General features: G+C 38.2%; 23 protein-coding genes. All 23 read left to right on the top strand.

Translation table 11 applies throughout. From position 1 onward, the window contains the following. The first annotated feature begins 3 nt into the window (after positions 1 to 3). Entirely contained in the window at positions 4 to 942 is a 939-nt protein-coding gene (locus MTBBW1_RS26280) for a transketolase family protein (RefSeq protein WP_080809719.1), read from the top strand. Positions 943 to 947: 5 nt separating this feature from the next. After that, the gene (locus tag MTBBW1_RS26275; RefSeq protein ID WP_080809717.1) at positions 948 to 1,610 is read left to right on the top strand and encodes a class I SAM-dependent methyltransferase; all 663 of its coding nucleotides are present in this window, start codon (positions 948 to 950) and stop codon (positions 1,608 to 1,610) included. Positions 1,611 to 1,791: 181 nt separating this feature from the next. Then, entirely contained in the window at positions 1,792 to 2,859 is a 1,068-nt protein-coding gene (locus MTBBW1_RS26270; RefSeq protein ID WP_080809714.1) for a radical SAM/SPASM domain-containing protein, read from the top strand. Next, positions 2,852 to 3,622 carry an acylneuraminate cytidylyltransferase family protein gene (locus tag MTBBW1_RS26265; protein ID WP_222424189.1) on the top strand — a complete coding sequence of 257 codons (771 nt, stop codon included), beginning with the start codon at positions 2,852 to 2,854 and terminating at the stop codon, positions 3,620 to 3,622. Before MTBBW1_RS26270 ends, MTBBW1_RS26265 begins: the two co-directional genes overlap by 8 nt. Positions 3,623 to 4,032: 410 nt before the next feature. After that, positions 4,033 to 5,235, top strand: a complete 1,203-nt coding sequence (locus MTBBW1_RS26260; protein WP_080809709.1) for an N-acetylneuraminate synthase family protein — start codon at positions 4,033 to 4,035, stop codon at positions 5,233 to 5,235. A gap of 131 nt (positions 5,236 to 5,366) precedes the next feature. Further along, positions 5,367 to 6,599 carry a UDP-N-acetylglucosamine 2-epimerase gene (gene neuC / locus MTBBW1_RS26255; RefSeq protein WP_222424188.1) on the top strand — a complete coding sequence of 411 codons (1,233 nt, stop codon included), beginning with the start codon at positions 5,367 to 5,369 and terminating at the stop codon, positions 6,597 to 6,599. Then, the gene (locus tag MTBBW1_RS26250) at positions 6,583 to 7,269 is read left to right on the top strand and encodes a formyltransferase family protein (protein WP_222424187.1); all 687 of its coding nucleotides are present in this window, start codon (positions 6,583 to 6,585) and stop codon (positions 7,267 to 7,269) included. Before neuC ends, MTBBW1_RS26250 begins: the two co-directional genes overlap by 17 nt. A gap of 2 nt (positions 7,270 to 7,271) precedes the next feature. Next, on the top strand, positions 7,272 to 8,876 hold the full coding sequence (hisH, locus tag MTBBW1_RS26245; protein ID WP_080809703.1) for an imidazole glycerol phosphate synthase subunit HisH: 1,605 nt from the start codon (positions 7,272 to 7,274) through the stop codon (positions 8,874 to 8,876). A gap of 163 nt (positions 8,877 to 9,039) precedes the next feature. Beyond that, positions 9,040 to 9,762 (top strand): class I SAM-dependent methyltransferase, encoded by a 723-nt coding sequence (locus MTBBW1_RS26240; protein ID WP_080809701.1) that lies wholly within the window; start codon positions 9,040 to 9,042, stop codon positions 9,760 to 9,762. A 113-nt stretch (positions 9,763 to 9,875) separates the two neighbouring features. Next, a complete protein-coding gene (locus MTBBW1_RS26235; protein ID WP_080809697.1) occupies positions 9,876 to 10,733 on the top strand; it encodes a class I SAM-dependent methyltransferase in 858 nt (285 codons plus the stop codon). Positions 10,734 to 10,760: 27 nt separating this feature from the next. After that, positions 10,761 to 11,459: a hypothetical protein gene (locus MTBBW1_RS26230; RefSeq protein WP_080809694.1), complete on the top strand. Its 699-nt coding sequence runs from the start codon at positions 10,761 to 10,763 to the stop codon at positions 11,457 to 11,459. After that, positions 11,447 to 12,028 carry a hypothetical protein gene (locus tag MTBBW1_RS26225; protein WP_139786914.1) on the top strand — a complete coding sequence of 194 codons (582 nt, stop codon included), beginning with the start codon at positions 11,447 to 11,449 and terminating at the stop codon, positions 12,026 to 12,028. The genes MTBBW1_RS26230 and MTBBW1_RS26225 overlap by 13 nt, the downstream gene beginning before the upstream one ends. Beyond that, on the top strand, positions 12,018 to 13,097 hold the full coding sequence (locus tag MTBBW1_RS26220) for a nucleotidyltransferase family protein (RefSeq protein WP_080809687.1): 1,080 nt from the start codon (positions 12,018 to 12,020) through the stop codon (positions 13,095 to 13,097). The genes MTBBW1_RS26225 and MTBBW1_RS26220 overlap by 11 nt, the downstream gene beginning before the upstream one ends. Positions 13,098 to 13,100: 3 nt before the next feature. Then, on the top strand, positions 13,101 to 13,787 hold the full coding sequence (locus MTBBW1_RS26215) for an acyltransferase (RefSeq protein ID WP_080809684.1): 687 nt from the start codon (positions 13,101 to 13,103) through the stop codon (positions 13,785 to 13,787). 36 nt (positions 13,788 to 13,823) lie between these two features. Further along, complete coding sequence (locus MTBBW1_RS26210) at positions 13,824 to 15,077, top strand: glycosyltransferase (protein WP_080809681.1); 1,254 nt, start codon at positions 13,824 to 13,826, stop codon at positions 15,075 to 15,077. 160 nt (positions 15,078 to 15,237) lie between these two features. Continuing rightward, positions 15,238 to 15,876 carry a class I SAM-dependent methyltransferase gene (locus MTBBW1_RS26205; RefSeq protein ID WP_080809678.1) on the top strand — a complete coding sequence of 213 codons (639 nt, stop codon included), beginning with the start codon at positions 15,238 to 15,240 and terminating at the stop codon, positions 15,874 to 15,876. Between the two features lie 127 nt (positions 15,877 to 16,003). Then, positions 16,004 to 17,167: an N-acetyl sugar amidotransferase gene (locus tag MTBBW1_RS26200; RefSeq protein WP_080809675.1), complete on the top strand. Its 1,164-nt coding sequence runs from the start codon at positions 16,004 to 16,006 to the stop codon at positions 17,165 to 17,167. A gap of 37 nt (positions 17,168 to 17,204) precedes the next feature. Then, entirely contained in the window at positions 17,205 to 17,996 is a 792-nt protein-coding gene (locus MTBBW1_RS26195) for a class I SAM-dependent methyltransferase (protein WP_080809672.1), read from the top strand. 45 nt (positions 17,997 to 18,041) lie between these two features. Beyond that, positions 18,042 to 18,707 (top strand): TylF/MycF/NovP-related O-methyltransferase, encoded by a 666-nt coding sequence (locus MTBBW1_RS26190; protein WP_080809670.1) that lies wholly within the window; start codon positions 18,042 to 18,044, stop codon positions 18,705 to 18,707. A gap of 18 nt (positions 18,708 to 18,725) precedes the next feature. After that, positions 18,726 to 19,859, top strand: coding sequence for a radical SAM protein (locus MTBBW1_RS26185; protein WP_080809668.1), 1,134 nt, complete (start codon positions 18,726 to 18,728; stop codon positions 19,857 to 19,859). Between the two features lie 8 nt (positions 19,860 to 19,867). Then, positions 19,868 to 21,106 carry a LegC family aminotransferase gene (locus MTBBW1_RS26180; protein ID WP_080809665.1) on the top strand — a complete coding sequence of 413 codons (1,239 nt, stop codon included), beginning with the start codon at positions 19,868 to 19,870 and terminating at the stop codon, positions 21,104 to 21,106. Next, positions 21,099 to 22,064: a radical SAM/SPASM domain-containing protein gene (locus MTBBW1_RS26175; protein WP_080809661.1), complete on the top strand. Its 966-nt coding sequence runs from the start codon at positions 21,099 to 21,101 to the stop codon at positions 22,062 to 22,064. The genes MTBBW1_RS26180 and MTBBW1_RS26175 overlap by 8 nt, the downstream gene beginning before the upstream one ends. A gap of 25 nt (positions 22,065 to 22,089) precedes the next feature. Continuing rightward, on the top strand, positions 22,090 to 22,335 hold a 246-nt coding region (locus tag MTBBW1_RS29285; RefSeq protein ID WP_222424186.1), incomplete at its 3' end, for a hypothetical protein.

Raw genomic sequence — 22,335 nt, 5'->3', positions numbered from 1 at the left:
TAAATGCGAAAAAAATGTCTTGAAATGATCTATAACCTTGCTTTGCAGGATCCCCGCATTGTATTCCTTGGTTCAGACCTTGGGGCTGGAACCATGTCCGAATTTAGAAATGATATGCCGGATCGCTTCTTTATGGAGGGGATTTGTGAGGCCAATCTTATCGGAATGGCAGCAGGTATGGCAATGGAGGGAAAAATACCCTACGTCAATACCATTGCACCATTTTTGACCCGAAGGGCATATGAGCAGATTATCCTTGATCTATGCCTTCACAATATACCTGTACGCCTTGTGGGTAATGGCGGCGGTCTTGTATATGCACCCCTTGGCCCCACCCATCAGGTTATTGAAGATTTTGCAGCACTGAGATCCATTCCCAATATGTGCATATTAAGCCCTTCTGATGCAAGGGAGATGGAAAAAATGATGCCAGAAACTGTAAATTGGCCGGGGCCTATATATATAAGACTTGCAAAAGGTTATGATCCCATTGTCACGCCGCTGAATTTGCCGTTTGTTATCGGGAAAGCTGTGCCTGTAAAAATTGGAAAAGATATACTGATAACAACAACAGGCATTACATTGAACATTGCTTTGGAAGCAGAAAAATTGCTAAAAAATGATAAAAACCATAATTTAACACCCACCATACTGCATCTGCCTACAATAAAACCCTTTGACAAAGATACTGTAAGCAAATTTATAAAAGATGCTACTATCATTGTAAGTGTTGAAGAACATTCCATAACAGGTGGGCTTGGTTCTGCTGTTGCTGAACTTCTTGCAGAAAAAAATGATTTGAAGCCTCGAAAATTTAAAAGAATCGGAATACCTGATAAATTTTCAGATCGTTACGGGTCTCAAAATGATCTACTCAAATACTTTGGGATAACGCCTGAAAATGTTGAAAAAATCATTTTAAAGCTTTGGGAAAGTGAGTAGAAAACATGGGTAAAAGGCAAAACCTGGTTACACCTCTGCACAAGTCCACAAAAAGAGATTATCCTGCAAGAATGATGGATAACAAAGTTCATTGCATGGAAAAAGCTAAAAAATACGAGTATGAATACTGGGATGGAGACCGGAAATACGGATATGGCGGCTACGACTATGACGGAAGATGGAAACCTGTGGCAGAAGCACTAATTGCTGAATATGGACTACATGCAGGCAGTTCAATACTTGATATTGGATGTGGCAAGGCATATCTTCTTTATGAAATATCACAACTATTACCCGAAGCCCGCATTGCAGGTTTTGACATTTCAAGGCATGCCCTTGAAAATGCCAAACCTGAAATAAAAAAATCCCTTTTCCATCACAATGCCCGTGATCCCCTACCCTTTTTTGAAAATGAATTTGATCTGGTTATCTCTTTAAACACCATTTTCAACCTTGAGATATTTGACTTAAAACAGGCCTTATCTGAAATGGAACGAGTCGCCAAAAATAAATATATTGTGCTGGAAAGTTATCGTAACGATCAGGAACTTTTCAATCTTCAATGCTGGGCATTGACATGTGAATCGTTCTTTAGTGAACGGGAATGGATATGGATATTTTCTGAATTTGGCTATAATGGAGATTATGAATTTATATACTTTGAGTAACTCTGAGGACATGCTTCATTTGCCGCTTTACACTTTTCCAATGGCAAAATAACCCAACAGTAGAGACGCAATGCATTGCGTCTCTACTCCAGACAAAAAGTGTAAACTACTTTAATCTGATATGAAGGATGCCACTCTGAGATAGGATAATTCAAACTCAAAGAAGTATAAAAAAATAAAAATGAGTTTACTTTACACTAAATATAAAATATTTCACTATACAGACAAAATTAATTCTTTGCCTGAAACAAGTAATGAAATTCTTGCTCCCATTCATGTCCGGATCAAACCAACCAATATTTGTAATCACAGGTGTCGATATTGTGCATATAGAAAAGATAACCTGCAACTTGGGCAAGACATGGCAATCCGTGATACCATACCCTGTGCAAAAATGCTTGAGATCGTGGATGATTTAAGTGAAATGGGAGTAAAAGCCATCACCTTCAGCGGCGGTGGTGATCCCCTGTGCTACCCAGACATAATACCAACATTAAAACGCCTGATGGAGACTTCAATACAGTTTGCAACGCTGACCAATGGTGCCCGACTGCAAGGAGAGATTGCAGAGCTGTTTGCTCACTACGGCACATGGATACGTATATCAATGGATGGTTGGGATGATGCAAGCTATAAATATTACAGAAGAGCAGGAGCTAATGAATATTCTAAAATAATAAACAATATGAGAGAGTTTAAAAAACTTGATGGAAAATGCTATCTTGGGGTCAGTCTCATTATAGATAATTATAACCATGATAAAATATTTGATTCAATCCAGCGTTTGTCAGATATTGGTGTGGATAGTGTCAAAATATCTCCCTGCATTATCAGCAATAAAGGAAAAGAAAACAATGAATATCATAAACCTTTGTTTAAGCAAGTAAAGAGAGATATCCAAAGAGCAAGGCAGAAATTTGAAACCCAAAATTTCCAGATATATGATGCCTACCATGAACTTGATGATAAGTTTAATAAACCTTATGAATGGTGTCCTTATCAGCAAATTTTACCTGTAATTGGAGCAGATCTCAATGTATATCCCTGTCAGGACAAAGCATATAACCTTAAAGCATCCCTTGGCTCCATAGCCCAAAAACGATTCACGGATTTCTGGTTTGAAAAGAAAAAACGTTTTTTTTATATCAAACCATCAAAAGAGTGCTCCCATCATTGTGTGGCCAATGAAAAAAATCAGATTATATTAGAATACCTTGATGCAGACAAGGAGCATATTTGCTTTGTCTAATCACAACTTAAAATCCAGTTTGCAAGTTACAGCTCTGATAACCGCCCGTGGCGGTTCAAAGGGTGTCCCTAAAAAAAACATACGTCCCCTGGCAGGCAAACCCCTAATAGCATGGACAATTGAAGCCGCTCTTAAAAGCAAAAATATTGAACGGGTGATAGTAAGTACAGATGACCCTGAAATTGCAGAAATATCAAATCAATATGGTGCAGATACTCCATTTATTAGGCCATCTTTAATAGCAAAAGATGATACACCCCATATAGATGTCCTTATCCATGCTCTTGAATGGCTTAAAACCCATGAAAATTATTCACCTGATTATATTTTAACCCTTCAACCCACATCTCCTTTGCGTACAAGTAATGATATTGATGGTGCCATAAATTTACTGCACAGATACAAAAAAACAAATAATACAAATAATATCGACTATGAGGAAAAAATAGATGCTGTAATAGGTATATGCGAAGCATCCAATCACCCATATATTGTACATTCTATCAACAAGAAAGGATACCTTGAACCATTTATTGATAAAAAGCCCTCTTACTTGCGTAGGCAGGATTTCCCTTCAGCATATGTGATAAATGGTGCGATATATCTTAACCAAGTATCTTCATTAATGGCACTTAAAACCATGTTTCCACCCAAAAGCATAGGCTATGTAATGCCCAGGGAACGTTCCCTGGATATTGATGAATTATGGGAATTTATCGTTGCAGAAGCCTTAATTATTCATAAAAGCAATTATGAGAAGTAAAAAATTTCCCATAGGAACACAGGATTTTGAAACCTTAAAAAGGTAAATTCTCAATAAGCCCGGGGATTCAAGGAATCCTTTTGAATACTATCATGCATTTAAAGGGTTAAGCTGGCCTTATCACCTTGGGTTATTGAGAACTTGCAGACAATATAACCAAAAATTATCATGAGGGAGTAGATAGAAAATAAGATACTGAAAAATTATTCAACGATAACACTGATAATTCAATTACGACAAATTTCTCTATAAATTTTGTATCCTTACAAAAAGATTCTACACTTTCTGGAACAAAACACCGTTTTATAAATGCTTTTTTCTAAAAAATTGAGATGGATAACACAACCCATATTACAAATATACAATTTTTCTAAAACAAACATAAAATTCCCGAATAAATATAAAAAACCATGGAAATACACGGCAAAAAAGTAGGTAAAGATTCACCCTGTTTCATAATTGCAGAGGCCGGTGTAAACCACAACGGCAGCCTTGATCTGGCTATCAAGCTTGTGGATGCAGCAGTGGATTCAGGTGCTGATGCAGTGAAATTCCAGACATTCAGGGCAAATCGGCTTGCAACCCCATGTGCGGCCAAAGCAGCCTACCAAAAAGATACAACCGATAATTCAGAAAGCCAGTTTGAAATGCTCCGTCGCCTTGAATTAACAAAGGAAAACCATGTTAAAATCATGGAGCACTGCAAGAAAAGAGAGATTATTTTTCTATCCACGCCATTTGATGAAAAGAGTGTGGACTTTTTAATTGATATTGGCTTAAAATGCCTGAAAATACCATCCGGGGAGGTTACCAATCTTCCATTTCTGCGTCATATAGGTGCTATATGTTCAGGTGTTAAAGGCTCAGGGACTATAATAGGCTCTATAACTTCAGGTGTTAAAGCTTCAGGGGCTATAGACTCTATAACTTCAGAGACCACAGGTTCATCAAGTGCTACAATAGGTACGTCATTTCCTTTAAATTTAGATCTTTCAGGCTGCCCCATTATACCCATTATACTTTCCACTGGAATGTCAACACTCCAGGAAGTAAAAGAAGCGGTTGGAGTTTTGCAAACCTCAGGAACTCCCCTTTCCAATATCGCAATTTTACACTGCACAACCCAATATCCAACCCCTTTTGAAGGGGCAAACTTAAAAGCAATTTCCACCATTAGCAAACACTTCCCTTCATGTACCACTGGCTTTTCCGATCACACACCTGGTATATCCTGTGCCATTGCCGCGGTTGCTTTAGGTGCATCTATCATTGAAAAACACTTTACCCTTGACTGCACCCTTGAGGGGCCTGATCACAAGGCATCCATTGAGCCGGAAGCACTTTCAAATATGATTAGATCCATTCGGGAAGTTGAATCTGCCCTTGGAAACGGATGTAAAAAGCCAGCTCAATGCGAACATGACAATATTGCCATTGCCCGTAAATATGTTGTTGCTTCACGCCCCATTAAAAAAGGAGAGACATTTACTCCAGAAAATTTAACAATCAAAAGGACAGGAGAAGTAGGCGTTTCTCCCATGTTATGGGATACACTTATTGGTTCCATTGCCATACGCCCTTATATGCCGGATGAACCTGTATCTTTGCCGTAAAACCTGATTTGAGTCTACCCTTTTTGCATTATTCTCCCCCTCTCCAGAGATGGAGAGGGGGCCGGGGGTGAGGTTTGGCAGACTGGATAATCAAAAAAGGCTACACTCACCTGATTTGGATAAATTAGTTATTGGAAACAGAGAAAATAAATCGAAAAATCGCAGTTTTCACAGGAACACGGGCAGAATATGGCCTGCTTCGCCCCCTGCTTTCTCGCCTCAAGGCTTCAGAAACAGTAAACCTTAAACTCATTGTCAGCGGAATGCACCTTGCCCCTGAATTTGGTCTTACTTTCAAGGAGATTGAAAAAGATGGTTTTTTCATTAACGAAAAAGTAGAAATTCTTCTATCTTCGGACAAACCTGGGGGAACCTGCAAATCCATGGGACTTGGCATGATAGGTTTAAGCGATGCACTGGAACGAATTGCCCCTGATATGGTGATTATCCTTGGCGACCGTTTTGAAGCCTTCTCCATGGGAGCTGCTGCAATGATTCACTCTATTCCCATTGCCCATATACACGGGGGAGAAACAACCCTGGGTGCCATTGACGACTCCATGCGGCACTGTCTCACAAAGATGGCTTCGCTCCATTTCACCACAACGGAAACACACCGCAAAAGGGTGATTCAAATGGGTGAAGAGGCAGATCTTGTATTCAATGTAGGAGCTTTGGGCATAGAAAATATTGGTACAATGGAACTGATGTCAAAGGAAGTCCTCGGCCATGACATTGGATTTAATTTAAGTCAGCCATATATTTTGGTAACATTTCATCCTGTAACACTTAATCACGGTTCTGCCGATTCCAATTTAACTAGTCTTTGTAGTGCCATTGAGTATTCAGGTTTGTGTGCCCTTTTCACAAAAAGCAATGCTGACAGTGAAGGACGAATAATCAATGAAATAATTGATCGTTTTGTGCAGTCAAACCCTAAACGCTACTGTGTTGTCCATTCCCTTGGAACAGTTCGTTATCTCAGTGCCATGTATCACTGTGAAGCCGTGGTGGGAAACTCATCAAGCGGCATCATTGAAGCTCCTTCCCTTGGAATACCAACTGTGGATATTGGAAATCGACAAAAAGGGCGGGTGCGGGCAGAAAGCATAATTTCCTGTTCTCCAGAGCAAAAAACAATAGAAAAGGCCATAGAAAAAGCGGTTTCAAATGAATTTAGGGCAATGGCAAAAAAAATAGCGAAAAATATGCTGAATCCCTATGAAGGCCCTTCTCCATCAAAGGATATCTTCGATATAATATCAACTATTTCGACTTTGAATTTATTCCAAAAGAAATTTTACGATTTCAATCTCCCGGATGATTTACAGACAATTCACCCAAAATATGATTTTACTGACTAAAAAAAACCATTGGTGCAATGGTGCAATTCAATTTGCACGTATGCTGAATCCAGATATTGAAGTTCACTCCGGAACAGCAGATACTCCCTTTCCTTTGGAGCCAGGCCGAAAAACCAAAGTTCTAATTTCCTTCCTGAGTCCCTGGATTATACCAAAGCATATTTTGGACAATGTTCAGGATGCCCAGGGAACAGCAATCAACTTTCATCCTGCACCGCCTGAATATCCAGGTTCTGGATGCTACAATTTTGCCCTTTATCATGGTGTTACAGAATATGGAGCCACATGTCACCACATGGAAGCCATACCAGATACCGGAAAAATTATTGATACCATTAGATTTCCTATATATAATTGTGACACTGTATTTTCACTGCAACATCGAACACTTGATCATATGCTAATCCTTTTTTACCGTATATTTCCCATTATCACCAAAAATATTTGCCTTTCAGAAACCTTGGAAGGATCAAAAAGTTCAGAGACTTCGGAAACATGGGCAAGAAAGCCTTACTTGAAAAAAGAGCTGGATAAACTTTGCCGTATAACGCCGGAAATGTCTAAAGAAGAAATTGAACGCCGCATAAGGGCGACTCAATATCCGGGACGCAATGATCCTTGTCTTGTTTTTCAAGAAAGAGAATATATTCTCAAGGAGCCAGACAAGTGAACATGGTAAATAAACGGATTATTCCAAGGCTGGATATCAAAGGTCCTAATCTTGTCAAGGGTGTTCAACTTGAAGGCTTGCGTGCCCTTGGAAAAGCAGAATATTTTGCAAGGTATTATTATAAACAGGGTGCAGATGAGCTGATATATCAAGATGTGGTGGCAACCCTTTATGGCAGAAACAGCCTGCTCAATATGATAGAAAACATTTCAAAAGAGATATTCATCCCTTTGACCGTTGGCGGAGGGATACGTTCATTGAAGGATATCCGTCAAGCACTTTCATCAGGGGCTGATAAAGTTGCTCTTAATACTGCCGTGGTCGCTGATCCTGAACTTATAAATCAAGCTGCAAAACAATTTGGTTCATCAACTATTGTGGTTTCCATAGAGGCAAAAAAAATGCCTGATGGAACTTATCAGGTATTCACAGATAACGGAAGAGAGCCAAGAGGTATTAATGTTCTTCAATGGGCAGCGGAAGCAGCAAATCGTGGTGCAGGGGAAATTCTTTTAATATCCATTGATAGGGATGGAACCGGCCTTGGATTTGATATTGAGCTTATTAAAAGTGTCTCCCAAGCGGTTAAAGTTCCTGTAATTGCATCAGGTGGTGCAGGAAGTGTTGAACATATCCACAAAGCTCTTTTAGATGGAGAGGCAGATGCTGTTGCCCCTGCTTCCGTGCTCCATTACGGTTGCATTGAAGAATATGATCGCCCTGAAGAAACAGGAGTCAATGAATCCCAAGAGGGAAATTATGATTTTATAAAACAAAAAAGAGGATATGCTAAAATTACACCTTGCCGTTTTAGTGACCTGAGAAAAAATAATAGAACTGAACCTGACAGTGAAAATTTTTACATCAATAATGGCACCCCCCAAACCATCAAAAAAGCAGATAGCGATCTCAAAAAGAAGCAACATGCTCCCATGGCAGCTATTATTGATTATGAAATGGGGAATCTTTTCAGCGTAAAGGCAGCTTGCATAAAAGTAGGTTTGCAAACAAGGTTATGTCAAACTCCAGAATCCCTGAACCAGGCAGCAGGGATAATTATTCCCGGCGTAGGTGCTTTTGGAAATGCCATGTCAGCCCTTAAAAAAACAGGAATGGACTTAGCAATAAAAGATGCAGCAAAACAGGGAGTAAGTATACTTGGTGTCTGTCTTGGTATGCAGCTCTTAATGGAGCAAAGCGAAGAGTTTGGTATAACAGAGGGGTTGGGGCTTATTTCAGGAAGTGTAAGGCATATTGGGAATAATAATCCAAAAGAAAATGGACAATTCTTAAGACAACCCTTGAAAGTGCCCCATATAGGATGGAATTTTATAAATGAAAGTGGCACATGGCAAAAAAGTTTATTAGAATCAGTAAACAATAAATCATATATGTATTTTGTGCACTCTTTTCATGCAGAACCTGTATACTCGGAACATATACTATGCACTACCCAATATGGAGATAAAATATTCTGCTCCGGTGTCAAAAAAGAAAATATTACAGGTTTTCAATTTCACCCGGAAAGAAGTGGGGAAAAAGGCTTAATAGTATATAAAAATTTTCTAAATCAAATCCAAAAGAGTAAGAAAATATTTAACCTATAAAATTCATGAAATATAAAAAATAATATAGTTTTTAAATAATATAGGAATTGATTTTTAATAACTTGCCCATTCACCTCGCCTCCAGCCACATTTTACAGACTTGGGAGGGGGAGTTTGGGTAAGTTAATTAAACCCAATTACATAGCAACATACTGATAATCATATGAATATAATAGATAAACAAAATCTCGATTTTTATAATGAGCTATGGTCTGATGAGCAGCATCATCACGCATATCCTAATATAAACACAGTTAGATGTGAAGCATGGTATTTCAGAGGTAATGCTAGTACACCGGGTTATCTTTTGGATTATGGACATGGGTGTGGTAATGAAGCAATCCATTTTGCAAAATTGGGTTATCAGGTGGAAGCTTTGGAGGTTTCACATTACGCCAGAAACATTCTTCTAAAAAAACTTAACGGCAGATGGCATCATCTTGCGTCCCGTATAAAAACAACTCTTCTTAAAGAGGATTATTCAAGATTACCATATGAAGATGCCTCATTTGATTACATCAACAGCACTCAGGTCATATACCATTTACCAAACGAAATGGCATTACAAAACCTAATAAATGAGTGGTATCGTATCATGAAACCAGGAGGAAAGCTGATGTTTTCCACAATAGGTCCTGGTAACTCTCTTGTTGAAGATGGAGTTTTGCAAAAACAAGAAAAACATCTTGCTATTTATGAACATCTTCATCCCCATGAAATAAATGCCCAGAAGCAGACAGTTAATGCCTTATATATCTCTAATGAGAAGGATATGGAGTATATTTGTCATCCATTCATAGTTGAAGAGATCGGATGGTACACCAATCACTACTGCGGTATAGACGGCTTTCATTGGCAAGTTCTTGCAAAAAAAAAGAAATGGTAATAAACCGTCATAGCCAAATATAGGCCAACACCGATTATAAAATTCCTTTAGGGGAAACTTACGGATTAATTTTATTTCAGTACTTATTTTCACGGTAAAGGAATAATAAAACATTGACTTTCCATCCCAATTCAGACGATTTCAAAAAGCTAAAAATATGGAATATGGAAAAAGATCCCTTTGCTGCATTGGAGGATTATCAGCCATATAAAGAGTGGGTAAGATGGTTGAAACCCAGCCATACATGGCAATACCTTCAATTGGTAATACGTCGGAAAAAGATGCAGCAATCCAATCTTGATCTGCAAAAATACTACAAAAATGCTCGTATTGGCCATACCCTCAACCGCTGGAACTACCTGAAACAGAGAAAAGCATGGTATATCCCGCCGTTGAATTGGGAAAAATTTGCAAGCAAAGGATGCAGGCAAATTATAGATATAGGATGCGGAGATGGAGATGTAACCAACCGTGTTGCACAATTTGTGGCAAAACAATGGAAAAAAAACGGATTTAATCCCAAATCCCCATTGACCATAGAGGGTATGGATATCAATCGTTCCAGAATCGCCAATGCTACAGGATTTTGTAAATCCCCTCATTCCAATATTCACATGAAGTTCTCCGCAAATAATGCCGTGGAAAAAATCCCCAAAGAGGATAAAAGTGTAGATTACACAATGGCAACAGGAGTTTTTGAGGCTTTGGACAATCCATCTGCCGACAAGCTAATTAAAGAGATGGAAAGAGTTACCCAAAAGGGGATCTATGTTGAAGATCCTGCTGATCCCTTTCCTGGAGGATTTGCAAGAAAAGAGTTGCCGGAAATGTTTCTTCAATGTGGATTTAGCAAAGTGGAGAGCAGAACTATTCTGAGTGAACCTTTTTCATTTCTTAGGCGATTGGATCCCTGCTGGAAAGAGATGGGAATGCCTATTTGCAAAATACAAATCATATGGGCTGAAAGATAGAAACAAAATAATGGAGTATAGCAAATAATGGAGTCTATTTGCCTTGTTCATCTATTTCATCCAGGACAGTTTTTGCCTGCTGCCTGCTCTGTTGCACAAGCTGCAAAACTTTCAGGCCGTAATTTTCATCCCCGTCAGATAAGGCTTTTGTGCAGCAATATAATACTACCCCATAGCTGCCATGAAAACCTGATTGATACATTAACTGCCATGACAGATGCCTTAGGATGGGGAAAAATCATCCATATTGACAATTCATCCATGGAAATGGTGATCTCAACACTAAGGAATGAATCCTCCCATAATAACACCTCCCATTCCCTAAAAGAGAAAGATCTAAAAATCGATAAAACCCCTTTACGCAAACTCATGGAAAGACTCATAGGATTTGAGATTAGTGAATTCCACTATGCCCACAACATTCTTGGTACCATAGCAGAAGCAATCATGCGAGCATATCCAGAAGCAAACCATTACACTTACGGAGATGCCTTTGGCACTATTTATAATAAAGGATTTCATATAGCACTGGCGTCGGGTCGCCCATTGGAAGAAGCCATTGAAAAGGGGAAAATTTTTGCAGATAATCCTGATATCCTCGACTCAACCGATGCCTGTCTTATCATGCCTGTTGATCAGACCGGTGATATACTTGAAAAAAAAGGTTGCATGTGGTTCCCAAACAGAGAGTACAACAGATACATTCCCATCTCTTGTCGAACTTGAGTGAACTTAATAATTATTGCCACAAAGTACTGGCAGACTCTCCAGCCCCCCATACCCTTTTTCTCACAGAACCAATATATGCTGGACAATTTGCTGCTTTTGACAATGCCGTAACAATGCATCAAAAAATACTGGAAGCCTATGCACCAAAGGGTGGTACCATCATCATCAAAAGCCATCCCATGAATTTTTCCAATGAAGATGAGGTACTTATTGAAAAATTATCCTCAAAATATAATGTTATTAAAATATCATCAAAATTTACCCGTTATCCGGTTGAACTTTTCAAACCCCTAATAGATAAGTGTGAGGTTATTTCATGGTCATATGCCACACTCTCCCTTATGTATTTGTATGGGAAAAAAGTGCTTCACGGTGCTTCAGACTCTTTTTTTGAAAAATACCTTTTCCATGATCGGGTAACCTGTTTTAAAAATGGTAACATATTAATAACTGCACCTCTAAAAAACCTCTCAACATGGAATGAAAATGGTCCACTTTACCTTGGAAGCTATCCGCCATCCGATAAAAAAAGACCCAAAATGAAGCTTCAATATCATGAATTATAAAGATAAAAAATTAATTTACCGTTATCCCTTTGAACAGCTTCCCCTGGCTTCCATAATACTGACTGAAAATGCAACCGTAATGGACGCACTTAAAGGGCTTGAAGAATGTGGTAAAAATATCCAGTGTATCGTGAATGCCAACGGACAAATGACTGGTATTGTTACGGACGGGGATATAAGGCGTGGACTTCTAAACGGCTTGAGATTAGATACACCCATACCCAGATTAATGACCAGAAAGTTCCATTATGTAGATGAAAATGTTGACAGAAATTCTGTACTTGATCTCATGAAAGCGATGAAAATTTCCCAGATACCTGTTTTAGATCAACATCGACAACTGGCTGGAATACATTTTTTAGAAGATTTTATAGGATATGAATCACTTTCCAATGCTGTGGTAATTATGGCAGGAGGGAAAGGAACAAGACTTCGTCCACTTACAGAAAAAATCCCTAAACCTTTGCTAAAAGTTGCTGGCAGACCAATAATTGAACGACTTATTTTACGCTTGGTGGGTTTTGGATTTCAGCAAATATTTGTCTCTGTCAATTACCTTGCAGATATGATTTGTGACTACCTTGGGGACGGTTCCAGTTTGGGATGTTCTATCCACTACCTAAAAGAAGATATTGAATTGGGCACAGGCGGTGCTTTAGCACTGCTTCCCCAAACTATAACTGAACCGATCCTGGTACTAAACGGAGACCTGTTGACAGAAGCAAATTTTGCTGAAATAGTTGATTTCCATAAAAAAAACGATGCCCATGCCACTATTGTCGCAAAGCATTACTGCCATTCAGTACCTTATGGCACCTTGCATTTCAAAGAAAACCGACTGATATCAATTGAGGAAAAACCAGATATCTCATGTTTTATCAACACTGGAATATATGTCATCAACTCTTCTCTTTTGAAGTTTGTGGATCAAAATATGTTTTTTCCTATTACCAAACTGTTTGAACGCTGTTTAAATGAAGATCTTCCTGTCTCTGTCTATCACCTTGAGCGTGAATGGCGAGACATGGGGAATATAAAAGAATTTCGATCTGCACAAGGAAAAGAATAGATTATGATACAATTTGGGACACCCAATTTTAACAACTGGCATAAATACAAAAAATTTTTATCCATACACAAAACATGCATTATATCTCCCTCATCAAACATTCATTATATTACAGAACCTTTTATAATTAAATCTCCAGAACACCGATCACCCATAACCTCTGATAATCTCAATGTTCCCATAAAGAACAATTTTACAAATCTTGAAATCGGTGCGGAATCCCACATATTTTGCCAGTTTAATTTTATCCTGCCCAATGCAAAGATAACCATTGGGGAAAGATGCCAAATAGGAAACGTAAACTTTTCATGTGCATCGGAAATCATATTGGGAGACGATATCCTTATGGCGTGGGGCATTAACATTGTTGATTCAAATCATCATTCCATCTATTGGGAAGAACGACAATATGATGTCATTGCTTGCCGGAACGATTATATTGAATCAGATGGCCGGGGCATTGGACAAAGTCAGGACTTTTCAGTTGTAAAAAAGAAAAAAATCACCATAGGTTCAAAATCCTGGATTGGTCTTAACGCAATTATCTTAAAAGGGGTTACGATTGGAGAAGGTGCAATCATTGCACCTGGCAGTGTGATTACAAAGGATGTCGAACCATGGACAATGGTTGGGGGAAATCCTGGATGTTTTATAAAAAAAATTGTCAAAGAAAAGACCAATATTCTGTGAAAACGAATCTTCCTCAATCAGGTATTTAATAAATAAATGACCAATACTCTTTATTCTGACAAATACTCCAATGGCATTCGCATTTTGTTTATTGGACGGGGTGAGAGTTCCCACTGCACAAGCTTTGTGGATCTACTTGATGATACAGATTTCAATGTAAAATTTTTTTCAATGAATACAGGTACACCTCCAGATGATTGGAAAGTACGTACCTACATCACCAACGATTCACAACTGCGGGGGCTTCTTCCTGGAACCCGTGAATACCTTTATCCCAAAAATGCTTTCGGTAAAAAACTGAAAAAATTTCAATCTTCCTTTGGAAAACTTGGCAGCAGCAATATTGCAGGAAGATGGCTTGCAAAAATCATCAAACAGTGGCGTCCCCATATGATTCAAACCATTGGAATCCGGTATGCTGCATACTTTTTACACCATGTCAGGCAAAATTTTGATGTGGAGCATATTGGAAAATGGATAATCCAGGATTGGGGGCCAGATTTAACAATGGATCGCCATATTGAACCATTTCGTGAAAAAATTCCCCAAATTATTGAAAAATGTGACGGATATATCACTGATAACGATTATAATATAGAAATCGCCCTTTCTTTGGGGCTTAAAAAAGAAAAACTCCCAGCCACAGGACCTATATTGGCATCAGGTGGCGTTGAAACAGATATATGGAAAAAATATGTATCCACCCCTATGCCTTCCCAAAGGGAAAAAGCTATTTTATGGCCAAAAGCCTATAACTGTCCCCAAAGCATTGCCTATCCTGTTTTTGAAGCCCTTAAATTATGCTGGGATAAAATATCACCATGTCATATATACATGACTGCAATGACTCAACAGGAAGTACAAATGTGGTTTGAGGTACTTCCAGAGAAGATTCGACATAATACAACTGCTATGGAAAGAATTAAAAGAGATGACTTTCTAAAATTATTAGGAAAAGTTAGAGTAATGTTGGCACCCTCACTGTCCGACGGTATGCCAAACGTTCTTGCCGAAGCCATGGCAATGGGCACAATGCCCATCGTATCACCCCTTTCCTCCATTTTACCCCATGTTGACTCCAACCATATTCTCTTTGCACGTAACATGTTTCCCAACGAAATCTCAGAAGCATTAATAAAAGCAATGAATGATAAACAACTGATAGATAGTTCGGCAAACATTAACTCCTCCATTATAGCAAAAACAATGGGAAGAGATAAAGCCAAACAGGACATAATAAATTTCTATTATAACATACATGGCTCACGCAAACCACAATCGAAAGAATAAAAATCCCCAAATTCTGGGGACTTTAATGTGAACTACCCACCTATCCCCCAGCCCTCTCTCCATTACTGGAGAGGGGGAGTTTGGGTAAGTTAATTAAACCCTAATTACTAAACAAAAAAAATGACATTTAACATAGGAATTTTAAATAGGAACAGAAAATATGAAAGGCAACGGCCCTGAAACCATTGAAGAGTGGTGGGATGCCTGCCATACAGGAATACACCCTGAAACGGACTTTTTTCTTACAGGCCACCAGGGGCCTGATGTATGGAACTATCTTCAAATCAAGCATCTTATCAAATCCGATATCAATGTACTGAATATCGGCGTGGGCAAAGGCCATTGCACCAGAAATTTAGCTGCTTTGGGATGCAGGGTTAGTGCTTTGGATATATCTTCTGCAGCCTTAAATAAAGTCAAAGATATCACAGCAGGAACCTATCTTGCCAATGCCCTTAATAAAATACCGGAAAACCACTTTGATATAGCGATCTCTTTTCTGGTTGTTCAACATATGGATAATATCTCTTTATCCTCACAGCTTTCAGCAATATTTAAGGCATTAAAACCAGGAGGGCTTTTTGCATTTCAATACTCATTTCCCCTTGAGCCTAACCTGCCAACCTCACCAGGCAATACAGAACTTTGTAAAATTGGAGGGGTTACTCGTTCCTCTTTGGAAATGGGTACATTGTGTAAAAATGCAGGATTCATAAATAAAAAAGATTGGATTCACAGTGAATATCCACAATTTGGAAGCGGTTGGCGTATCATTCATCTAAAAAAACCAAATAAATAAAATAGAGAACAAAAATATAAATAAAGGCCTTATAAATAAATTTAATTAATAAATGTTTTAATTTTAATAAAAGTAACCGCAAGATAGTGACAATTTGTCATAACTAAAAAAGAGATTATAATAAGCCATGAGAGAACCTGTTGATGTCATAAAAAGATATAATCTTCCTGAAAAGGTAAAATTCTGCAAATGCTGTGTCATATCCAACCAACGCCCCCGTATCTGTCTTGATGATAAAGGAATTTGCAGTGCATGTCGCTTTGCAGAACGCAAAAAAAAGACCATTGACTGGAATGATCGGGAAAAGCAGCTTATTGAGCTTTTAGATCGTCATCGCTCTAAAAATGGAAAACATGATGTCGTGGTGCCTGCAAGTGGCGGTAAAGACAGTGCCTTTGTTGCCCACCAGTTAAAATACAAATATGGTATGCGTCCTTTAACTGTAACATGGGCACCTGCACTTTTTACTGACGTGGGATGGAGAAATTTCCAGAATTTTATCCAGGCTGGTTTTGATAATATTTTATGTACCCCAAACCCGGAAGTTCATAGAAAGCTTACGCGACTGGGATTTGAACATTTAGCAGAACCTTTCCAGCCCTTTGCCTATGGAGTAAAAAATTTTGCAACGTCCATGGCGGTGAAATATCAAATTCCCCTGATTATGTATGGTGAAAACGGTGAAGTCGAATATGGCGGAGATTCAAAAAACGAGGAAATTCCAACCCACAACTTGAATGATGATCTGGAACGTCACTATTTTTCCAATATGGGTCCTTTACGTTGGCTGGAATACGGGATCAAAAGAGAAGATCTGGCATTATACCTTCCGCCACCAGCAGAAGAGCTTCAAAAACTGAATGCAGAAGCACACTTTTTTGGTTTCTATAAAAAATGGATCCCCCAGGAAAACTATTATTATGCCATGGAGCATACTGGTTTTGAGGCAAACCCTGATGGCCGTTCTGAAGGAACATACTCAAGATATGCAAGCCTTGACGATAAACTTGATGGATTTCATTTCTGGATGGCATACATCAAGTTCGGCATAGGCAGAGCAACGTCAGATGCTGCCCATGAGATCCGTGACGGCCATCTTACCCGTGAGGAAGGAGTTGCTTTGGTACGGCGTTTTGATGGAGAGTTTCCCAAACTCTATTTTAAGGATTTTCTTGACTACACAAGACTTACGGAAGATGAATTCTGGGAAATTGTGAACTCATATCGTTCCCCCCATATATGGAAACAAACCAGCGATGGAGAGTGGCAGCTAAAACATGAGATTGATTAGATAAATGGCAGGCTGAAAGGAAATTCAATATAATACAATGAGCAATGATACCTGGAGAATCTGGAACAAAAGAATTGAATATGGAGAAATTCTTGCAAAAAGGGCAAGAGGTGATCTGCCGGAAATGGAGAGTTCAAAAGCTTTGGCGAAATTTATCAAACCGATTATCCAGCCGCACGACCAGATCCTTGATGTGGGATGTGGTGTGGGTCACTATCTCAACTCCCTTGATAGAGAAATAGAACTCCCTTTTAACTACACAGGTGCAGATGCTACAGAAGAGTATATAGCACTTGCAAAAAATGTCTGGCAAGATAGAGAAAGGCAAGCTGATTTTAAAGTTGCGGATGTGTTTGCTCTGCCCTTTGAACCGGAAAGTTTTGACATTGTAATATCTGCAAACCTGCTTCTCCATCTCCCTTCCATTGTGACCCCTTTACAGGAAATGGTTCGGGTCTCAAAAAGAGCTGTTGTAATCCGTACTCCATGTGCAAAGCGATGTTTTCGTATTAAAGAAGTTTTAGGAAAGCCTGATGACAATCTTTTTGACGAAAATGGTGAACCTAAAGAATTTTACTATTTTAACCTCTACTCCACAGAATACCTTGAAGCTATAATAAAAAAAATTGCTGGTATTGCAAAAATATCCATTAAAACGGATAGTGACTTTAATCCTGAAAATATTGAAGCAGAGAGCAGGTACGGAAACAGGGCAGAAAACACCACACAAATGCAGGGAAAACTTCAAGCCAACGGCCCTATCCTTATGGATTGGAAAATTATTTTGATAGAAAAAAATCAACAGAAAATTACCCTGACGGGTAGTTAATTGTAAAAGTTTATTTTATAAAACTGGCGATGGATGGAGTACCGCATGAAAATAGATCAATTTAATACAGAGTTATCATGGGAGTATGAAAACGGCTTTTACCTTACATCAGATTTGACTCGTATGGGAAAACTGCTTTCACATTGGGAACTCTACAAAATGATCGCAGATATTCCAGGTCACATAGTGGAGTGTGGCGTATATAAAGGAGTGAGCCTTATCCAATGGGCAACATTCCGTAACCTTCTTGAAAACCCTTTTTCGCGAAAAATTATCGGTTTTGACATGTTTGGCCCTTTTCCTGAAGGCAACACACCCCAGGATAAAGCTTATGTAGAAAAATGGAATATACTTTTAAAGGGAAGCTACATGGAAAAAGAGTCTATTGAGAGTTCCCTTAAAATGAAAAAGCTGGAGAGGATAGAACTGATTAAAGGAAATCTTCTTTCCACACTGCCTGAATATATCAAAGGCTGCCCTGAACTTAAAATCGCCCTTCTTCACATTGATACAGACCTTGAAGAGCCTGCCCTTTGCACCCTGGAATTACTCTGGCCCCGCCTTGTTACAGGTGGCATTGCAGTGCTTGATGATTATGGTGCTGTTGCTGGAGGTACCTGTGCGGTTGACTCTTTTTTTAAAGATATTAACATACAAATAAAAAAACTGCGTATCTCCCATGAAATTCCAGCATATGTTGTAAAACCATAATAAAGCATTAATTTATATATGATAAATACAACACGCAACTATTCTATAAACTTAGAAAATCTACTCACTCCCACAAAATTTTTACCTTTCTACCTTGAAAGAAAAAATCTTGCAGATTTTCAGCCACCATATTCAGTTGAACTCCATTTAACAGCAAAATGTAATTTCAAGTGCCTCCACTGCTCCTATGCCGGCAGAAACAAATCCAGGAAACAAGTTCCAAAGGAAATAACGGATCAACTTATAAATGATTTCTGCTCATCAATAAAACCAAAGGGAATCTATTTTTCAGGTGGTGGAGAACCAACTACAATGCCTGGATGGGAGGACAGTCTTTCCAAATGTATAGATGCAAAAATACATACGGCATTAATTACAAATGGTTCTTTGCTAAAAAAGAAACATCAAAATCTTCTTTCCCGCCTGCATTACATAGCAATTTCAATTTATTCTATAACGCCTTCAATACACCATGCCATTACAGGTTCAAAAGCGTTTTCAGCCCAATTTGATCTTCCCAATATGATAAAACATTATGCAAAAAATACTTTGGATAAAACAAACACCGTTGTGGGTGCAAGATGTGTTTTAAATGAACAAAACTATTTGGAAACACACAAAATATATCACGCTGCGTTAGAAGCAGGTTATGATTATATTATATTTATTCCCGCAATTGATTATGAAAAAAGAGGGATAGCACTTTCAAAAAACCAAATCAGCAGATTAACCTCAATATTAGAAAACAGCTTCTTTGAACCCCAAAAAACTAACCTGCCAAAACTTAGATCAAGGGGATTTGGCTATTATCCTTTAAAGGATAATAATGATACTACAGAAACTCTGCATAAAAATTTATGCTATGCTGTAAAATTAGGATGCACAGCATTTGTAAATTATGATGGTAAAATATATCTTTGCCAGCCTAATATAGGCAGAATTGAAACATCCATAGGGGATATTAATAAGAAGAGATTTTCAAATATATGGGGTAATATCCGTCATAAGAATGTTATTAGTGAGTTGTGTAAGGAATGGCAAAATGGAAAATGTTCTAATTGTAGAGCAGTAGCATACAATAAAGCTGTTGAATATTTTGAAAATTTACCTTTAAACAAAGAAACAATAATAGTTAAGGACAGTTTTTTATAAAAATTAAAATGATCAATTCTGTAAACAATAAATCCAATCAACTGATCCAAGCCATAGAAAGTGTTATCTCCAACAATACTCGCCCTGTTCCCCTTCATGAACCTTCCATTGGAAAAAAGGAGGTAGAATCTGTATCTATTGCTGCCCAAAGTGGCTGGGTATCTTACTTGAGCAATGATGTGGATCGTTTTGAAGCAGTGCTTGCCGAAATAACTGGTATCCCCTATGTTGTGGCAATGAACAGTGGAACTGCTGCACTGCATTTAGCTTTAATTTTAGCTGGTGTTGGTCCTGGCGATGAAGTTTTGATGCCGTCTTTAACCTTTGTGGCAACGGCCAACGCTGTCTACCATGCAGGAGCCATACCACATTTTATTGATATTGAACAAGAAACCCTTGGCATCTCTCCTGATATCCTTGAAGCCCATCTTCTCAAGATTGCCAAACCGAACAAAAAAATACCCATCATCAACAAACTAACAGGAAGAAGAATTGCTGCCATTGTTCCTGTACATATATTTGGCCACCCCCCTAAAATGGATGAACTTTCTGAAATTACAAACCGATATGCCATTCCCATGGTTGAAGACAGTGCCGAGGCTCTGGGTTCTTATTTTAACAACAAACATGCAGGAAGCTACGGCATCATCTCGACCCTTAGTTTCAACGGCAATAAAATTGTTACAACCGGAGGTGGCGGGGCATTGATGACTCATAATCGAAACTTGGCAGAACTTGCCAGACATCTCTCCTCCACAGCCAAAATTCCGCACCCATGGAAATTTGACCATGATGAAGTAGCATTTAACTACCGTATGCCAGGAATAAATGCTGCCCTGGGCATACCCCAACTTGAAAGAGTTGATCTTTTACTTAAGCAGAAACGAAACCTGTTTCAGTGCTACCATAAGGCCTTTCAGGATATTTCATGGATGAAACTTTTTACAGAGCCTCGCAATGCAAAGAGTAATTTTTGGCTTAACGCCATTATTTTAAAAAATGATGGGGAAAATATAAAAGAACGATATAAGCGAAACATCGATGAAGAAAATCTCTCTTTACGAGATGCCATTTTAGAAAAGTCCATTGCTGCCGGAATACATATGCGTCCGGCATGGACACCAATGCATAAACTCCCCATGTTTAGCCATTGCCAAAAATCTGATCTTCACATTACAGAATCATTGGAGAAAAGAATTATCTGTCTTCCCAGTTCACCAAAACTCATGGAAATTTCAAATGGTTAAAATATCAACAATATATGTTGAAACATCCTCCAAATGTAACCTTTCCTGTTCATACTGCTATCGAACTTCCCATGATTATGAATCCAAAAACCACAATATGCCCATTGTGCTGTTTAACAAGCTGATTTCCGATTTCAAGATTAATAAAAAAACTCTTTTCAGAGATAGTTCACCCGATATTTTCCTCCATGGTTATGGAGAACCCACACTGAATCCAAATCTTGATAAAATGGTAAAAACAGCATCAGACGCAAAAATATTTAATCATATACGTTTTGTCTCAAACCTTCAGGCACTTCCTCTAAAAAAATACCACCGGTTTTTCAATATGGGTTTAACAGGATTATATATATCCTTGGACTGTGTAACTCCTGACACAAAAATAGATTATAATCAAACAGATTACGGTCAAATAAATTATGATCAAATAATGATCAATAATGCAAAAAAAAACATACGAACAGGAACCAATTTAAATAAACTTATGGCAAATATCTCAAAATTATCAGAAAGCTTTGCAGATAAACTTTATATTATTTCAGTACTTACACCGGATAATTTTGAGGAGATATCCCGCATTGGTGATTTTCTGCAAAAAAATAACATCCTTGTATGGAATATTCAGCTCCTGAACAACCGAAGGGAAAAATTTTCTCTCAACCCCATGTCTGTATCAAAACTAAAGGCAAAAATTCAAAAAAAATTTAGTAACATGCAGATTAACTTTGAAGAGGAATCCCTTTTAAAATGTAATCAACCCTTTACAACACTTATGATCAATTCCCTTGGATACTTCACGCCCTGTTGCTCCATGACAAACCATGAAATTATTCATTTTGGCAATGCCGGACAAAAGAGTGCTCAATCTATCTGCTTTGGTGAAAAATATGAATCTTTCCGCCAGGAATTCAAAAAACAACGCCCCAGGGCATGTGAAAAGTGTCCTTACTATCCATAATAATAATTATACAAATGGAATTTAAATGAATAGATCACTATTGACAAAATCATACAAAATTGCTTTTTTTGGTGCTTTAAATTATTTTAAATTTTTTTCCTGTTTTCACGAAGATATTATTAACAAATCAATTGTCATTAGTATTATCTTTGACAATAACCCTATTTATGAAGGGCATATAATAAACAATATTCCTGTATGCAATCCCCATAGCTATCACCGCAATGAATTTGATTATATTTTAATTGACAGTGCCCACTATAAAGAAATG

The organism is Desulfamplus magnetovallimortis, assembly GCF_900170035.1.
Lineage (GTDB): Bacteria > Desulfobacterota > Desulfobacteria > Desulfobacterales > Desulfobacteraceae > Desulfamplus > Desulfamplus magnetovallimortis.
This window is presented reverse-complemented; position numbering and strand designations above follow the sequence as displayed.

Coding starts and splice junctions, on each gene's coding strand:
- MTBBW1_RS26260 (WP_080809709.1), top strand. CDS start 4,033: ATGGAAATACACGGCAAAAAAGTAGGTAAAGATTCACCCTGTTTCATA.
- MTBBW1_RS26195 (WP_080809672.1), top strand. CDS start 17,205: ATGAGCAATGATACCTGGAGAATCTGGAACAAAAGAATTGAATATGGA.
- MTBBW1_RS26205 (WP_080809678.1), top strand. CDS start 15,238: ATGAAAGGCAACGGCCCTGAAACCATTGAAGAGTGGTGGGATGCCTGC.
- MTBBW1_RS26185 (WP_080809668.1), top strand. CDS start 18,726: ATGATAAATACAACACGCAACTATTCTATAAACTTAGAAAATCTACTC.
- MTBBW1_RS26270 (WP_080809714.1), top strand. CDS start 1,792: ATGAGTTTACTTTACACTAAATATAAAATATTTCACTATACAGACAAA.
- MTBBW1_RS26175 (WP_080809661.1), top strand. CDS start 21,099: ATGGTTAAAATATCAACAATATATGTTGAAACATCCTCCAAATGTAAC.
- MTBBW1_RS26215 (WP_080809684.1), top strand. CDS start 13,101: ATGATACAATTTGGGACACCCAATTTTAACAACTGGCATAAATACAAA.
- MTBBW1_RS26230 (WP_080809694.1), top strand. CDS start 10,761: ATGGAGTCTATTTGCCTTGTTCATCTATTTCATCCAGGACAGTTTTTG.
- MTBBW1_RS26210 (WP_080809681.1), top strand. CDS start 13,824: ATGACCAATACTCTTTATTCTGACAAATACTCCAATGGCATTCGCATT.
- MTBBW1_RS26200 (WP_080809675.1), top strand. CDS start 16,004: ATGAGAGAACCTGTTGATGTCATAAAAAGATATAATCTTCCTGAAAAG.
- MTBBW1_RS26190 (WP_080809670.1), top strand. CDS start 18,042: ATGAAAATAGATCAATTTAATACAGAGTTATCATGGGAGTATGAAAAC.
- MTBBW1_RS26250 (WP_222424187.1), top strand. CDS start 6,583: ATGATTTTACTGACTAAAAAAAACCATTGGTGCAATGGTGCAATTCAA.
- MTBBW1_RS26275 (WP_080809717.1), top strand. CDS start 948: ATGGGTAAAAGGCAAAACCTGGTTACACCTCTGCACAAGTCCACAAAA.
- hisH (WP_080809703.1), top strand. CDS start 7,272: ATGGTAAATAAACGGATTATTCCAAGGCTGGATATCAAAGGTCCTAAT.
- MTBBW1_RS26220 (WP_080809687.1), top strand. CDS start 12,018: ATGAATTATAAAGATAAAAAATTAATTTACCGTTATCCCTTTGAACAG.
- MTBBW1_RS26280 (WP_080809719.1), top strand. CDS start 4: ATGCGAAAAAAATGTCTTGAAATGATCTATAACCTTGCTTTGCAGGAT.
- MTBBW1_RS26240 (WP_080809701.1), top strand. CDS start 9,040: ATGAATATAATAGATAAACAAAATCTCGATTTTTATAATGAGCTATGG.
- MTBBW1_RS26180 (WP_080809665.1), top strand. CDS start 19,868: ATGATCAATTCTGTAAACAATAAATCCAATCAACTGATCCAAGCCATA.